This is a genomic window from Klebsiella grimontii (genome assembly GCF_042137965.1).
Classification (GTDB): Bacteria; Pseudomonadota; Gammaproteobacteria; order Enterobacterales; family Enterobacteriaceae; genus Klebsiella; species Klebsiella grimontii.
On sequence record NZ_CP169721.1, the window covers coordinates 4,868,846 to 4,883,683 of the forward strand.

Sequence of the window (14,838 nt, forward strand, 5' to 3'; positions counted from 1 at the left end):
GACAGTTTAATGTGGCCGACGGGCGTCGGCCACATGCGGGATTACAGCAGATCGCCGATCATTTTTTCCAGTTTTTCCTGGTCGATCGCAAACTTGCGGATACCTTCCGCCAGTTTGTCTACCGCCATCGGATCCTGATTGTGCTGCCACAGGAACTCGGATTCGGTGATACGAGCCGGACGCGCTTTAACTTCGCCGCTAAAGGCCAGTTTACGCTCGATAGCGCCTTCGCTTTCCGCCAGCTCTTTCAGCAGCGCCGGGGCGATAGTCAGGCGGTCACAGCCAGCCAGCTCCAGGATCTCGCCGAGGTTACGGAAGCTTGCGCCCATAACCACCGTCTCGTAGCCGTGCTGTTTGTAGTATTCGTAGATTTCGCTTACCGAAACCACGCCCGGATCTTCTGCCGGCGCGTATTCTTTCTTATCGGTATTGGCTTTGTACCAGTCGAGGATACGGCCAACGAATGGAGAAATCAGGAATACGCCCGCTTCCGCACAAGCGCGCGCCTGAGCGAAGGAGAACAGCAGCGTCAGGTTACAGTTGATGCCTTCTTTTTCCAGCTGCTCGGCGGCGCGGATGCCCTGCCAGGTCGAAGCCAGTTTGATCAGAATGCGGTCGTTACCGATGCCGGCATCGTTATACAGCTTGATGAGACGCTTAGCTTTGGCGATAGATGCCTCGGTGTCATAGGACAGGCGAGCATCGACTTCGGTGGAAATACGGCCAGGGATCAGCTTAAGAATTTCGAGACCAATATTCACCGCCAGCTTATCGGAAGCATCGATAATCTGCTGCGCGCGGTCGCTGCTCTGGCCGCGAGCCCATGCAACAGCGTCATCAATCAGCTTACGGTACTCAGGGATCTGAGCCGCGCCGAGAATCAAAGAAGGGTTAGTCGTGGCGTCCTGAGGCTGATACAGCTTCATTGCCGCGATATCTCCGGTATCAGCTACGACAGTGGTGTACTGACGCAGAGAGGTCAATTTATCCGTCATGATAGTGTTTCTCTTAAACAGCAGTTAAGGGGATGTAACCGGTCTGCCAAGATGATAACACGCTGCCGGGGCAGCGCAACCGCCTACAATGCATGAGCGCAGAGTGTGATAAACTGGGTCAATTAATTACCTGAACACTAAAGGATTGTCACTGGATTGGTAGCGCTTACACTCGCGCACCGATATGGGCAAGAGGATGCTTGATGCCTGATTTTCTGTCGTTTATCAATGAAATACTCTGGGGCTCGGTAATGATTTACCTGTTACTGGGCGCCGGCGTCTGGTTTACCTGGCGAACAAAATTCATTCAGTTCCGTTATATCCGTCAGTTCAGCAAAAGTCTGAAAAGGAGCCTTCAGCCGCAGCCCGGCGGCTTAACGTCTTTTCAGGCGCTGTGTATGAGCCTGGCGGCGCGCGTGGGCAGCGGCAATATGGCAGGCGTTGCGCTGGCCATTGCCGCAGGCGGCCCCGGCGCCGTTTTCTGGATGTGGCTCTCGGCGCTACTCGGTATGGCCAGCAGCTTCGCCGAATGTTCTCTCGCCCAGCTTTATAAAGAGCGCGACTCCCGCGGGCAGTTTCGCGGCGGCCCCGCCTGGTATATGGCCCGGGGACTCGGTATGCGCTGGATGGGCGTGCTGTTTTCCATTTTTCTGCTGCTGGCCTACGGGATCATCTTTAATACCGTACAGGCCAACTCCGTTGCCCATGCCATGGCGTATGCATTTCATTTACCTGAGGCGATTACCGGCGGCGTCCTGGCGGTTCTGACCCTGCTGGTCATCGTTCGCGGCATTCGCGGCGTAGCGCGAATGATGCAGTGGCTTGTGCCAGTGATGGCCCTGCTATGGGTGGCGACCAGCCTGGTCATCGGCCTGTGGCATATCACCGCCCTGCCGACGATTTTTGAAACCATCTTCCGCTGCGCTTTCGGCTGGCAAGAGGCCGCCGCGGGCGCAGTCGGCTATACCATCAGCCAGGCGCTAACCAGCGGCTTTCAGCGCGGGATGTTTTCCAATGAAGCGGGGATGGGCTCAACGCCTAATTCCGCTGCCGCCGCTGCCTCCTGGCCCCCTCACCCTGCGGCGCAGGGGATCGTACAGATGATTGGCGTTTTCATTGACACCATCGTGATCTGTACCGCCAGCGCCGTCATCATCATGCTGGCGCCGCGAGACGGCAATGGAGAAGCGGTGAACGGCATTCAGGCTATTCAGCACTCGATGAACAACCTCATCGGCGACTGGGGTTCCAGCTTTGTCGCTATCGTGGTGCTGCTGTTCGCCTTCAGCTCGATCGTCGCAAACTATATCTATGCCGAAAATAATCTCATTTTTCTCCGCATGGATAGTGACCGTAATATCTGGCTGCTGCGTCTGCTTACGCTGTGCATGGTTGCTACCGGGGCGATGATCGGCCTACCGGTGGTGTGGCAGATGGCGGATACCATCATGGCGCTGATGGCGATAACCAACCTGACGGCTATCCTGCTGCTCTCGCCGACGGTACGCATCATTGCCAGTGATTACCTGCGGCAGCGGCGGCTGGGCCAGCGGCCGGAATTTGACGTCACCCGCTACCCTGAGATTCATCAGCAGCTGGTGCCGGGTACCTGGGACAACCTGCCGCGCGAATAGCGCGGCAATCGCAGCTATCGATCCTCTCATGACGTTTTTTTGCTAAAGTCGTCAAAAATTTCCCGCAAGGACTGGATATGCTCATTCTGATTTCACCTGCAAAAACGCTCGATTATCAAAGCCCGCTGGCAACGACGCGTTATACCCAACCTGAACTGCTGGAACACTCTCAGGAGCTTATCGGTATTGCCCGCCAGCTGTCGGCGCCGCAGATTGGCAAACTGATGGGTATCAGCGACAAGCTGGCTGACCTGAACGCGACTCGTTTCCACGACTGGCAGCCAGACTTCACCCCGGACAACGCCCGTCAGGCGATTCTGGCGTTTAAGGGGGATGTCTATACCGGCCTGCAGGCAGAAACCTTTAGCGAGGCTGATTTCGATTTTGCCCAGCAGCATCTGCGAATGCTTTCCGGCCTGTATGGCGTTCTGCGCCCGCTGGATCTGATGCAACCTTACCGCCTGGAAATGGGGATTAAGCTTGAGAACGCGAAAGGCAAAGATCTGTATCACTATTGGGGAGACGTGATTACCGATAAGCTGAATCAGGCGTTGAAAGCCCAGGGCGACGATATTGTGGTGAATCTGGCTTCTGATGAGTACTTCAGGTCGGTTAAACCCAAACGGCTTGAGGGGCAATTGATTAAGCCGGTGTTCCTCGATGAGAAAAACGGCAAGTTTAAAGTGATCAGCTTCTACGCTAAGAAAGCGCGCGGCTTAATGAGCCGTTACATCATTGAAAATCGTTTAACGAAGCCGGAGCAGCTGACCCGCTTTGACAGCGAAGGTTATTTCTTTGACGCCGACGCGTCGGGCAAAGGGGAGTTGGTCTTTAAACGCCATGAGCAGTAAAAGAAAACTCCCCTGCCGCGGATAACGCAGCAGGGGAGCGCGGGCTCGGGTTTAACCCATCATCAGCTTACGCAGCGCGGCAAAATCGGCCGGCAGATTATGCGACAGCAGCGGCAGGTCTGCGCGTTCGGCCAGCTCTTTTGGCAGCGGCAGCGTCTCTTGCAGAATCTCTTCCACGCTCTCTTTAAATTTCGCCGGATGCGCCGTGCCGAGGAACAGGCCGTACTCGCCCGGCTGCAGCTGGTCGCGCAGCGCGCGATACGCAATCGCCGCATGCGGTTCTGAGGTATAGCCGATGGCCTTCAGCTCGCGCATGGTCTCTTTGGTGGTTTCATCATCCACCGCCGCGTAGCCCAGCTCATTCAGACGCCAGATTTTACGGCGGAACAGCTCTTCCACGCGCGGCCAGTTATTCGGCTGGCTGACGTCCATGGCGTTGGACAGCGTGGCCTGAGTCGCTTTCGGCGACCAGTTGCCGTCCTGCAGGAAGCGCGGCACGGTGTCATTAGCGTTAGTTGCCGCGATAAAGCGTTTGATTGGCAGACCCAGGGATTTGGCCAGCAGGCCGGCGGTCAGATCGCCAAAGTTACCGCTGGGTACAGAGATAACCAGCTGATTACGGGCTTCCTGAGGCAGTTGAGCAACGGCTTCAAAGTAGTAGCAAATCTGCGCCAGCAGGCGGCTGATATTGATTGAGTTAGCCGAGTTCAGACCCAGAGCGGCCTTCAGCTCTTCATCATCAAAGGCCTGCTTAACCAGCGCCTGGCAGGCATCAAAATCACCGTCGATAGCCACGGTTTCAATATTGCCGCCAAGGGTGCAGAACAGCTTTTCCTGCAGCGGGCTGATCTTGCCGCGCGGGTAGAGAATGACGACTTTGACGTTTGGCAGGCCATAGAACGCATGCGCGACCGCCGCGCCGGTGTCGCCGGAGGTTGCCGTGAGGATAGTGACCGGTTTGTCGCCGGCGATATGGGTCAGCATCTGCGCCATAAAGCGGCCGCCGAAGTCCTTAAACGCCAGAGTCGGGCCGTGGAACAGCTCGAGGCAGCCGACATCGTCCTGCACTTTGCTGACCGGCGCCGGGAAGGTGAACGCGTTGCCAATGCGCGCTTGCAGCACGTCCTGCGGGATCTCGTCGCCGATAAATGCCGACAGGATTTTCGCGCTACGCGACACCAAGTCCTGCTGCAGCATTTCGTCGATTTCAGTCAGGCTGAATTCCGGTAGATCGTGCGGAAAGAACAGCCCCTGATGCTTGCCAAGCCCCTGGGTGACGGCCTGCGCAAAGCTGACCTGTTCGTTATGATCTTTTAAGTTATAGAGTTTCATTGGTTATCCCACTACTCGAGCGCCCGCCGTGTCCAGCCGGCAAATATGAACGAAGCCTTCCTGATTTTGCAGATAGTGCGTAGCCAGCCAGTCGGCGACGCGCTGCGCGGTTTCCGGTTTATCGCATAATGCGAACAAGGTTGGACCGGAACCGGAAATGCCGCACGCCTGCGCGCCAATTTCCATTGCTGCCTGACGCGCTTCGCTGAAGCCCGGCAGTAGTTTGGTACGATACGGTTCGGCAATCACGTCTTTCATCAATTTCGCCGCCAGCTGAGGCTGACGGGAATAGCAGGCGTGAATAAAGCCCGCCAGGTGACGACCGTGGGCAATACAGTCCTGACGGCGATACTGCGCCGGCAAAATTGCCCGCGCTTCCGCCGTTGAGACCTTAATCCCCGGATAGGCCAGCACCCACAGCCACTCATCGAAGGACGGAATCTGCTGGCTGATGATGCCGTTTTCCTCAAGCATCAGCTGTATCCCGCCAAGATAGCACGGCGCGACGTTATCGTAATGGATACTGCCGGAAATCCGCCCTTCCATCTCGCCCATCAGCGCCAGCATTCGGCTCTCATTGAGCGGCTTGCCGCAGAACTCATTCATCGCCACCAGCGCGGCGACCACGGAACAAGCGCTGGAGCCCAGCCCGGAACCGATCGGCATGTTTTTTTCCAGCGTCATCGCCACCGGTACCTTCTTGCCAATCTCCTGGCAAAAGCGCTCCCAGCATTGATAGACGATGTTTTCCTGCGGCGCCGTCGGCAGCTTGCTGGCGAAGCGACCCACGTTTTGCAGGCTAAAGCTCGCCGCCGCCTCAACGGAGACGTTGTCCCCCAGCAGCGTGCCGTCAACCGGCGTCACCGCAGCGCCCAGCACGTCAAACCCGACGCTCATATTGGCACTGGAAGCCGGGGCATATACTTTGACCATCTTAAACTCCTAACTTCCATGACAGGGTACGCAGCAGGTCGGCGAAAACGCCAGCCGCCGTCACATCGTTCCCCGCGCCATAACCGCGCAGCACCAGCGGCAGCGGCTGGTAATAGTGGCTGTAAAACGCCAGCGCATTCTCGCCGTTTTTCACTTTGAACAGCGGATCGTTGCCGTCAACCGCGGCGATTTTGACGCGACAGGTGCCATCCTCTTCGATATTACCGACATAGCGCAAGACTTTACCTTCATCGCGCGCTTTGGCGACCCGCGAGGCAAACTCATCATCCAGAGAAGGCAACCGCGCCATAAAGCTGTCGACATCGCCGCTGGCATCAAACCCCGCCGGCAGCGCCGGTTCCACGATAATGTCAGACAGTTCGAGCTCACGTCCGGTTTCACGCGCGAGGATCAGCAGCTTACGCGCGACATCAACGCCAGAAAGATCGTCGCGCGGATCCGGTTCGGTATAGCCCATCTCACGCGCCAGCCTGGTCGCCTCAGAGAAGCTCACGCCCTCATCGAGCTTACCGAAGATAAACGACAGCGAGCCGGACAGAATACCGGAAAAGCGCAGCAGCTCATCGCCCGCGTTCAGCAGATTTTGCAGGTTTTCGATAACCGGCAGCCCCGCGCCGACGTTGGTGTCGTATAAAAACTTACGCCGTGAGCTGCTCGCGGCGTGGCGCAGCTGATGATAGTAATCCAGCGATGAGGTATTGGCCTTTTTGTTCGGCGTGACCACGTGGAACCCTTCGCGCAGGAAATCGGCGTACTGATCGGCCACGGCCTGGCTGGAGGTACAGTCGACAATCACCGGATTCAACAGATGGTACTCTTTCACCAGACGAATGAGTCGGCCCAGATTGAACGCCTCTTTGGCTTCCGCCAGCTCGTCGCGCCAGTGTTCAAGGTTCAGGCCGTGTACGTTAGTCAGTAAAGCGCGAGAGTTGGCCACGCCGCAAACGCGCAGATCGATATGCTTACTCTTCAGCCAGCTCTGCTGGCGTTTGATCTGTTCGATCAACGCGCCGCCGACGCCGCCGATACCAATGACAAACACTTCAATAACCTGATCGGTATTGAACAGCATCTGGTGGGTCACGCGCACGCCGGTGGTGGCGTCATCGTTGCTGACGACAACGGAGATAGAGCGCTCGGAAGAACCCTGGGCAATGGCGACAATGTTGATATTGGCGCGGGCCAGCGCAGCGAAGAACTTCGCAGAGATGCCGCGCAGCGTGCGCATACCGTCACCGACAACGGAAATAATCGCCAGACGCTCCATTATCGACAGCGGCTCAAGCAGCCCCTCTTTCAGCTCCAGATAAAATTCATCTTCCATCACCCGCTTCGCCCGGGCGCAGTCGCTCTGCGGTACGCAGAAACTGATGCTGTATTCGGAAGAGGACTGGGTGATAAGCACCACTGAAATTCCCGCGCGGGACATGGTGGCAAACACCCGCGCCGCCATGCCAACCATGCCCTTCATCCCCGGACCGGAGACGTTGAACATCGCCATGTTATTGAGGTTGGAGATCCCTTTCACCGGCAGGTCGTCTTCATCGCGGCTGGCGCCGATAAGCGTACCCGGAGCCTGCGGATTGCCGGTATTTTTGATTAAACAGGGGATCTGGAACTGGGCGATAGGGGCGATAGTACGCGGGTGCAAAACTTTAGCGCCGAAGTAGGACAGCTCCATCGCTTCCTGATAGGACATCGACTTCAGCAAACGCGCATCCGGGACCTGACGCGGGTCACAGGTATAAACGCCGTCAACGTCGGTCCAGATCTCGCAGCAGTCGGCGCGCAGGCAGGCGGCCAGCACCGCGGCGGAGTAATCAGAGCCATTACGGCCCAGCACCACCAGCTCACCTTTTTCGTTACCCGCGGTGAAGCCCGCCATCAGCACCATATGGTCCGCCGGGATCTGGCTGGCGGCAATGCGGCGAGTCGACTCAGCGATATCAACGGTGGATTCGAGGTAATGGCCAACGGCCAGCAATTTTTCAACCGGGTTAATCACCGTGACGTTATGACCGCGCGCTTCCAGCAAGCCGGCCATAATGGCGATAGAGAGCTTTTCTCCCCGGCAAATAAGGGACGCGTTAACGCTATCCGGGCACTGCCCAAGCAGGCTAATGCCGTGCAGAACGTGTTTGATTTGTGCGAATTCCTGCTCAACAAAAGCTTTCAGCTGCGCGAGCGGAAAACCCGGTTGTGCATCGGCGAGACCTTGCAGAAGTTCGGCGAAAATGCGTTCGGCATCGGCGATATTGGTCAGCGCATCCTGCCCGCCAATGGTTTTTTCGATCATGGCAACCAGGTGATTAGTGATCTTCGCCGGGGCAGACAGTACGGTCGCTACCTGCCCCTGCCTGGCATTACTCTCCAGAATATCGGCAACGCGCAGAAAACGTTCTGCATTTGCCACTGATGTACCGCCGAACTTCAACACACGCATGGTTATGACCCCTTGATTTTTTATCGAAAAAAAAGCCCGCACTGTTCAGGTGCGGGCTTTTTTCTGTGTTTCCTGTACGCGTCAGCCCGCACCGTTACCTGTGGTAATAGTGGTGGTGATAATCGTGGTGATCATGCCGATGCGATTCATGGATGTTGTGTACTCTGTAATTTTTATCTGTCTGTGTCCTGTGCCTATATTGGTTAAAGTATCTGTCGACTTAAGTCAACGAATTTCTACTTTTGACCCATTTTTTCACACCTGGCCAATACGCCATGGCCCCCTGATAATTCATCCGCATTTGCGCATCAGGAGGCCAATAATTAGCACATAAGACCATATGAAAATAATATGACGGAACTTTAATCTGGAAGGTTTTTTTCAATATCGTGCAGTAAACGATGCAGCATGGCGGTGTCCCGCTGCTGCAAAAGACCCATTCGCTGCTGGAGCCAGTCGGTCAGTTTTATATCGTCCTCCACGCCGAGGCGCTCGAGCAGATCGCGAGTGCGAAGGCGTAGCGCCTGCAGCTGATTGTCATCCCCGCTGGCGGATGTTGACGGGGTATTCTGCAGCAACGAAGTCAGCTGATAGCAATAGACCATCACCGACTGCCCCAGATTGAGCGAGGGATAGTCAGCCACCATCTGCACGCCGCTCAGCACATCGGCAAGGGCCAGCTCTTCATTGGTTAATCCGGAATCTTCCCGGCCAAACACCAGCGCGGCATGATGCATCCACTGCGCTTTTTCTTCCAGCAGCGGCAAGAGCTGTTGCGGCGTTGCGTAGTAGTGAAAACGCGCCCGGCTACGGGCGGTCGTAGCGACGGTAAAATCGACATCGTGCAGCGCCTGCTCTAACGTGGCATAAGTTTTAACATTATCGAGGATCTCGCCAGAACCGTGCGCGACCCAGCGCGCCGCAGGCTGCAAATGAGCATCGCTATCGACGATACGCATATCGCTAAACCCCATTGTTTTCATCGCTCTGGCTGCCGCGCCCACGTTTTCTGCCCGAGCCGGGGAGACTAATACAATTGATAAACGCATTTGGTTTCTCTTTTACTTTTTAGGCGGCGGGAATGACGATTTTTCCCTTCATATTACGCGCCGTGAATTTACAAATTTGCAACAAAAATCACTAAATTTGAGCTTTATCACCCATAAAAAAAACTAAACTATTCCCAAGGCACCATGTCACAGAGTATGTTAACAGAACGGCTTTATCCGTATGTTTGGCAATGAAATTTATGTCCGAATACGTTTTGAGGCTTTGGATTCATCACGTTTATTATTTTCTTAGCGCAACTAATTGTGCAGGATATGAATTGTGACGATGAATCCCGTTTAGATGCAATGATTTCACAAGACTGTTAACGTGCTACAATTGAACTTGATATATGTCAACGAAGCGTAGTTTTATTGGGTGTCATGCCTCACTTAGCCTGTTATGTTGCTGTTAAAATGGTTAGGATGACAGCCGTTTTTGACACCGTCGGGTCCAGAGGGAAAGTACCCACGACCAAGCTAATGATGTTGTTGACGTTGATGGAAAGTGCATCAAGAACGCAATTACGTACTTTAGTCATGTTACGCCGGGCATGTTAATTTGCGACATGCACCAGGCAGGTCAGGGACTTTGGTACTTCCTGTTTCGATTTAGTTGGCAATTTAGGTAGCAAACATGCAGACCCCGCACATTCTTATCGTTGAAGACGAGTTGGTAACACGCAACACGTTAAAAAGTATTTTCGAAGCAGAAGGTTATGATGTATTCGAAGCGACCGATGGCGCGGAAATGCATCAGATCCTGTCTGAAAATGATATCAACCTGGTGATCATGGATATCAACCTGCCAGGCAAAAATGGTCTCCTGTTAGCACGCGAGCTGCGTGAGCAGGCGGACGTCGCGCTGATGTTCCTCACCGGCCGCGATAACGAAGTGGATAAGATCCTCGGCCTCGAAATTGGCGCCGATGACTATATCACTAAACCGTTCAACCCACGTGAACTGACGATTCGCGCGCGCAACCTGCTCTCCCGTACCATGAATTTGGGTACCCCGAGTGAAGAACGCCGCAGTGTAGAAAGCTATAAGTTCAACGGCTGGGAGCTGGATATCAATAGCCGTTCGCTGGTTAGCCCTAATGGTGAGCAGTACAAGCTGCCGCGCAGTGAATTCCGCGCCATGCTGCACTTCTGCGAAAATCCGGGCAAAATCCAGTCACGCGCGGAACTGCTGAAAAAAATGACCGGCCGTGAGCTGAAGCCGCACGACCGCACCGTGGACGTGACCATCCGTCGCATTCGTAAGCATTTTGAATCCACTCCGGACACCCCGGAAATTATCGCCACCATCCATGGCGAGGGGTACCGCTTCTGTGGAGATCTGCAGGAATAACATCATTTTTCTTGCTGTCATAACGTAAAAACGGCGCAATTCGCGCCGTTTTTTTATTTCCAGATCCTCAACTTATCGTCATCATCACCGCCCTCGGGCTGCCTCTCTTTTGGCTTCGGGAGAGATAGCGTGTACCAGTCAACGCGACGGGTCAGGAACATCAGCGCGCTGAGCGCCAGCAGTAGCACTCCCGTTCCCAATAGCAGCGCGCTATCTTCCGAACGCAATAGCATCCACATAACGCCATCCAGCAGCAGCAATGCGCAGACAAAAAGAAAGCTGTTAAGCCATCCCTTCAGCACCGCATTCAGATAAACCCCATTGATCAGCGCCCCTATCAGGCTGGCAACAATCCATGACGGCGTAAAGCGAATATGCTCGGACAGGGCCAGTAATATCAGATAGAACATCACTAGCGACAAACCAACCAGCAGATACTGCATCGGGTGTAAACGGCACTGAGTCAGGCTCTCGAAAACGAAAAACGCCATAAACGTAAGGGAGATTAATAGAATGGCATACTTTGTCGCCCTATCGGTCAGCTGGTACCGATCGGCCGGCGTCGTAACGTTAACGTTGAAAGCAGGCAGTTGACGCCACTCAATCTCGCGATCGTCCATAAAAAACCGGGCCATATTGTTCGCAAACCAGCTACTCTGCCAGCGGGCGCTATAACCTGATGGGGAAACCTCACGACTAACCGGGAGAAAATCGCCCAGGAAACCAGGATGCGCCCAGTTACTGGTCAGCTGTAATTGGCTATTGCGTCCGAGCGGCGCGACTGAGAAGCTTCCGGTTCCGTTCAGGTTGAGTGTGAATTCAACATCCAGCGTTTTTTGTTGAGGAGTTAACAGCGGCATTGGCATATGAATTCCCTCTCCGCTGCCGCTGATACCGATTCCGGGCTCCACTGGGAGTGCCTCTCCGTTAATTTTCGGAGCAATAATGGTGCCAATCCCGCGTGCATCGCTAACGCCGACCACCATAACCGGTTTACCTAACGTAATATTATCTTTTCTGAGTTCAGCCAGACGGGAAACATCAAATTGCGCCTTAATCCCCAGATCGTTGTGCCAGATTTGGCCTTCATAAATCCCTATTTTTCTGGATTCAACGTTCTGTTTTCCGGCTATCGCCAGCGACTCAGGTAACCAGTAATGCAGCCAGTGACGTTGATATGTGACCTCTTTTTTATCCTCAATGCGGGTCAATACCTCGGTCACGGGAATGGCGATCAGCGGCCCGACCAGTTTCTGCGATCCGCTGGTACTGTTCTCCAGAGCTTCGATGACTTCGCTGCGATAATCCGCGCGTTCAACGATCAGCTGCCGGACGATCATCAGCGGGATCGATAACAGTAAAATACACCCCAGCAGGGTGCTCATTTTCCAGAATAGTGGTGATTTCAACATAGCCCTCTCCTTAGTAATGCGCTTACCTTAAAGGGGCTATGTGTGGAGAATTTGAAGCTATGTGAAGTGAGCGTGAAGTCTCAGCAAAGCGCACACGCCGCCTTCCGGGCGATTAACCAGCTCGATATCGCCCTGATGCAGGCGCGCAACTTCACGAACAAACGCCAGCCCCAGGCCGCTGCTTTTTTGGCCATTGTCACGGGGAAGAGAATAGAAACGCTCAAAAATACGCCCTAGCGCGTAGTCGGGAATGCCGCTTCCCGTATCGCATACGGTTAATCGCACGCCGCCATCACCGTCTTCCGCGCCAAGAACAATCTCCCCTTCGGCAGGAGTGAAATCGATAGCATTATCAAGCAGATTACCCAATGCTTGCGCCAGGAGCTCACCATCGCCCTCTACCGTCAGAGACGTTTCCTGCCAACGCAGCGTGAGGTTTTTCGCCGCCAGCGCGATGTCGCGCTCCTCGGCCAGACGACGAAAAAGCGCAGCGACGGAGACGGGACGTTGGGCGATCTCCAGCCGATTCTCCAGCCGGGCCTGCTGAAGTAAATTTTCCACCAGTGCCTGCATGCGCGCATTCTGCGCCAGGATATTGCGAGTAAAACGCGCGGCGACCTCAGGCGGAGGCGCCTCCCGAAGAATTTCTGCCGCGCCGCGAATCGCCGCCAGCGGGCTCTTCAGTTCATGGGTCAGCGCATAAACGTAGTTTTCAATCGCGTTTTTACCTTCAAGCTTAAGACGCATACTTTCCAGCGCCTGCGCCAGCTTGCGCAGTTCGCTGCTGCCCGCGTCCGGCAACGGAAGCGGACGGTCGGCGGTCACGGAGTCGGCGTAGCGAACCAGCTTGCCGATGGAAAAGTTAATCCACCATACCATCGCAACGCCGATCAGTAGCGCGATCCCCAGCAGCGCCCCTCCGGCCCACAGAATACGCCGCTCGCTGCGTTTGATGACCGGCGCCATGGCCAGATTAGGTTTTCCGACGCTGAGCACGCCAATGATTCGACCGTTATCCGTCACCGGCGCGGCAATATACATCACCGAGCTATTATCATCGTTCGGATCGCTTCGCGTGCTGCGCGCCCCGTATTGCCCGCGTAAAGTGAGCCAGACATCGTTCCAGCGCGAATAGTCTTGCCCCTGCGCGTTGCCCGCGGAATCAAACACCACCTTGCCCTGCGCATCGGTCATATAGACGTGATATTCGTTGCGAACTTTCTTAATGCCGGCAATATTGGCGTTGATCGGCTGGCGATGCAGCGTTTGAAAAGCCTGGGCCAGGCGCCCGTGCTGGGGATCGGCGGAGAGTAAATCCTCACGGGCCAGCTCGGCAAGCAGGGTCGCCGTATCAATCAGCGTCCCTTCCGTTGCGCGCCGAACCCCGGGTTTAATCTCCTGAACGAAGATAGAAAGCACAAACCAGGCAGCGATCGCCACTATCAAAAAGTAGCCCATCAGCAGCCGCATACCGATGCGCATCAGAAGCCTCCAAGGCTGTATCCCATACCGCGGTGCGTGTTGATCGGGGAGAGATCGGGATTCACTTCTCGCAGCTTAGCGCGCAGCGTTTTGATATGGGTATCAACGGTACGATCGAAGCTCTCGTTCGCGTCGCCCCATACTTTCTCCAGCAGCAGCTGGCGGGAAAAAATGCGCCCAGGAGAATGAAGTAGCGTTTTTAATAATAAAAACTCATAGCGGGTCAGATTCAGACCCTGGCCGCACCACGTAACCTGAGCCGCGGCGTCATTCAATGTGAATTCCCCCACGCGCAAAAGCGGTGAAGGGGCGGCGAATTTCTGCAGCCGCCGCAGGACGGTGCGAACCCTGGCGCAAACTTCACGGGGGGAAAATGGCTTGGCGATATAATCATCAGCGCCGATTTCCAGACCGAGCAGCTTATCCACCTCTTCGCTGCGGGCCGTCAGGAACAGCACCGGCAGCGCCGGATAGCGGGCCAGCAGTCGCCGACATAGCTCAAACCCGCTGATATCAGGCAGGCCGACGTCCAGAATCGCGAGGTCGGGTTGGTGATGATGCGCCGCGTCCAGCGCAGGGAGCCCGCGCTCGAACGCCGTAACGATAAATCCTTCCTGTTGCAGCATGTAGACGAGCGTATCGGCGATACTCATCTCATCTTCCACCAACCAGATCCGCGGTTGTTGCATCGGCGTTCCCTGTTATTTATTCCATGGCATAATCGGCACGGCGCTAAGCGCATTTTTCGGCGAGCCATCGACGATTTTATCCGAATAGGTCAAATAGATCAGCGCATTGCGTTTGGCATCGTAAAAACGCACGACCTGCAGTTTTTTAAATACCAGCGAGGTCCGTTTCTGGAACACCACATCGCCCTGCGTTTTACCGTTTTTGATTTTATCCGCCAGCTCAATCGGCCCCACCTGCTGACAGGAAATAGCGGCATCAGAGGTGTCTTCCGCCAGCCCTAACCCGCCTTTAATTCCTCCGGTTTTCGCCCGGCTGATGTAGCAGGTGACGTTCTGAACGTCCGGGTCGTCAAAGGCCTCGACGACGATTTTATGATCCGGTCCAAGGAACTTAAATACGGTATCCACAGAGCCGATTTGTTCCGCCTGCGCCATCTGGCAGCCCGCCAGCAAAAGCATTCCCGCCACTAACTTCTTGTATTTCATATTGTTACCATTCTTAAAAATTTAGCTGAGTGATTATCACACATTAAGAAGAAAAGTTTTATAGATCACAGCTTTACAAAATTACCACCGAAACTTCTGGAAGAATCGCATTTAAAAGCAAAAAAAACACTGAATGCTAAAACATCAAAAAATGCTATTA

14 protein-coding genes and 1 other annotated feature are annotated in these 14,838 nt (G+C 54.8%); of the genes, 3 read left to right on the forward strand and 11 right to left on the reverse strand.

Going from position 1 to position 14,838, the window contains the following annotated elements; translation table 11 throughout:
• Positions 1–41: 41 nt before the first annotated feature.
• Entirely contained in the window at positions 42–995 is a 954-nt protein-coding gene (gene tal, locus ACE3MN_RS22785) for a transaldolase (protein WP_004098458.1), read from the reverse strand.
• A gap of 203 nt (positions 996–1,198) precedes the next feature.
• On the opposite strand from tal, the gene ACE3MN_RS22790 reads away from it, so the two are divergent.
• Both ACE3MN_RS22790 and yaaA read left to right on the forward strand, forming a co-directional pair.
• Entirely contained in the window at positions 1,199–2,629 is a 1,431-nt protein-coding gene (locus tag ACE3MN_RS22790) for an alanine/glycine:cation symporter family protein (protein WP_024360386.1), read from the forward strand.
• A gap of 77 nt (positions 2,630–2,706) precedes the next feature.
• Positions 2,707–3,480 (forward strand): peroxide stress protein YaaA, encoded by a 774-nt coding sequence (yaaA, locus tag ACE3MN_RS22795; protein WP_004128743.1) that lies wholly within the window; start codon positions 2,707–2,709, stop codon positions 3,478–3,480.
• A gap of 51 nt (positions 3,481–3,531) precedes the next feature.
• On the opposite strand, the gene thrC is transcribed toward yaaA, so the two are convergent.
• The 6 genes from thrC to yjjY all read right to left on the reverse strand — a co-directional run bounded on the left by thrC (position 3,532) and on the right by yjjY (position 9,797).
• Positions 3,532–4,812 carry a threonine synthase gene (gene thrC, locus ACE3MN_RS22800; RefSeq protein WP_004132826.1) on the reverse strand — a complete coding sequence of 427 codons (1,281 nt, stop codon included), beginning with the start codon at positions 4,810–4,812 and terminating at the stop codon, positions 3,532–3,534.
• A 3-nt stretch (positions 4,813–4,815) separates the two neighbouring features.
• Positions 4,816–5,745 carry a homoserine kinase gene (gene thrB, locus ACE3MN_RS22805; RefSeq protein WP_004132828.1) on the reverse strand — a complete coding sequence of 310 codons (930 nt, stop codon included), beginning with the start codon at positions 5,743–5,745 and terminating at the stop codon, positions 4,816–4,818.
• A 1-nt stretch (position 5,746) separates the two neighbouring features.
• Positions 5,747–8,209 (reverse strand): bifunctional aspartate kinase/homoserine dehydrogenase I, encoded by a 2,463-nt coding sequence (gene thrA / locus ACE3MN_RS22810; RefSeq protein ID WP_004132830.1) that lies wholly within the window; start codon positions 8,207–8,209, stop codon positions 5,747–5,749.
• A gap of 25 nt (positions 8,210–8,234) precedes the next feature.
• Positions 8,235–8,352, reverse strand: a sequence feature (Thr leader region).
• Entirely contained in the window at positions 8,291–8,359 is a 69-nt protein-coding gene (gene thrL / locus ACE3MN_RS22815) for a thr operon leader peptide (RefSeq protein ID WP_004222578.1), read from the reverse strand. It overlaps the preceding feature by 62 nt.
• 212 nt (positions 8,360–8,571) lie before the next feature.
• The gene (locus ACE3MN_RS22820; protein WP_098067338.1) at positions 8,572–9,258 is read right to left on the reverse strand and encodes a tRNA/rRNA methyltransferase; all 687 of its coding nucleotides are present in this window, start codon (positions 9,256–9,258) and stop codon (positions 8,572–8,574) included.
• 398 nt (positions 9,259–9,656) lie between these two features.
• Complete coding sequence (gene yjjY / locus ACE3MN_RS22825) at positions 9,657–9,797, reverse strand: protein YjjY (RefSeq protein WP_001541509.1); 141 nt, start codon at positions 9,795–9,797, stop codon at positions 9,657–9,659.
• A gap of 95 nt (positions 9,798–9,892) precedes the next feature.
• On the opposite strand from yjjY, the gene arcA reads away from it, so the two are divergent.
• Entirely contained in the window at positions 9,893–10,609 is a 717-nt protein-coding gene (gene arcA / locus ACE3MN_RS22830) for a two-component system response regulator ArcA (RefSeq protein ID WP_004132265.1), read from the forward strand.
• A gap of 53 nt (positions 10,610–10,662) precedes the next feature.
• Here the strand turns inward: arcA and creD are convergent, their stop codons facing one another.
• The 4 genes from creD to creA are packed head-to-tail and all read right to left on the reverse strand — an operon-like array spanning position 10,663 to position 14,678.
• Entirely contained in the window at positions 10,663–12,021 is a 1,359-nt protein-coding gene (gene creD / locus ACE3MN_RS22835; protein WP_024360390.1) for a cell envelope integrity protein CreD, read from the reverse strand.
• A 57-nt stretch (positions 12,022–12,078) separates the two neighbouring features.
• A complete protein-coding gene (gene creC, locus ACE3MN_RS22840; protein ID WP_064342146.1) occupies positions 12,079–13,503 on the reverse strand; it encodes a two-component system sensor histidine kinase CreC in 1,425 nt (474 codons plus the stop codon).
• Entirely contained in the window at positions 13,503–14,192 is a 690-nt protein-coding gene (gene creB, locus ACE3MN_RS22845) for a two-component system response regulator CreB (RefSeq protein WP_004132269.1), read from the reverse strand. The genes creC and creB overlap by 1 nt, the downstream gene beginning before the upstream one ends.
• A 12-nt stretch (positions 14,193–14,204) precedes the next feature.
• Positions 14,205–14,678, reverse strand: a complete 474-nt coding sequence (gene creA, locus ACE3MN_RS22850) for a protein CreA (RefSeq protein ID WP_024360392.1) — start codon at positions 14,676–14,678, stop codon at positions 14,205–14,207.
• Positions 14,679–14,838 lie beyond the last annotated feature (160 nt).

Excerpts from the sequence above, each read along its gene's own strand:
- tal (WP_004098458.1), bottom strand. The coding sequence starts at position 995 with ATGACGGATAAATTGACCTCTCTGCGTCAGTACACCACTGTCGTAGCT.
- ACE3MN_RS22790 (WP_024360386.1), top strand. The coding sequence starts at position 1,199 with ATGCCTGATTTTCTGTCGTTTATCAATGAAATACTCTGGGGCTCGGTA.
- yaaA (WP_004128743.1), top strand. The coding sequence starts at position 2,707 with ATGCTCATTCTGATTTCACCTGCAAAAACGCTCGATTATCAAAGCCCG.
- thrC (WP_004132826.1), bottom strand. The coding sequence starts at position 4,812 with ATGAAACTCTATAACTTAAAAGATCATAACGAACAGGTCAGCTTTGCG.
- thrB (WP_004132828.1), bottom strand. The coding sequence starts at position 5,745 with ATGGTCAAAGTATATGCCCCGGCTTCCAGTGCCAATATGAGCGTCGGG.
- thrA (WP_004132830.1), bottom strand. The coding sequence starts at position 8,209 with ATGCGTGTGTTGAAGTTCGGCGGTACATCAGTGGCAAATGCAGAACGT.
- ACE3MN_RS22820 (WP_098067338.1), bottom strand. The coding sequence starts at position 9,258 with ATGCGTTTATCAATTGTATTAGTCTCCCCGGCTCGGGCAGAAAACGTG.
- yjjY (WP_001541509.1), bottom strand. The coding sequence starts at position 9,797 with ATGACTAAAGTACGTAATTGCGTTCTTGATGCACTTTCCATCAACGTC.
- arcA (WP_004132265.1), top strand. The coding sequence starts at position 9,893 with ATGCAGACCCCGCACATTCTTATCGTTGAAGACGAGTTGGTAACACGC.
- creD (WP_024360390.1), bottom strand. The coding sequence starts at position 12,021 with ATGTTGAAATCACCACTATTCTGGAAAATGAGCACCCTGCTGGGGTGT.
- creC (WP_064342146.1), bottom strand. The coding sequence starts at position 13,503 with ATGCGCATCGGTATGCGGCTGCTGATGGGCTACTTTTTGATAGTGGCG.
- creB (WP_004132269.1), bottom strand. The coding sequence starts at position 14,192 with ATGCAACAACCGCGGATCTGGTTGGTGGAAGATGAGATGAGTATCGCC.
- creA (WP_024360392.1), bottom strand. The coding sequence starts at position 14,678 with ATGAAATACAAGAAGTTAGTGGCGGGAATGCTTTTGCTGGCGGGCTGC.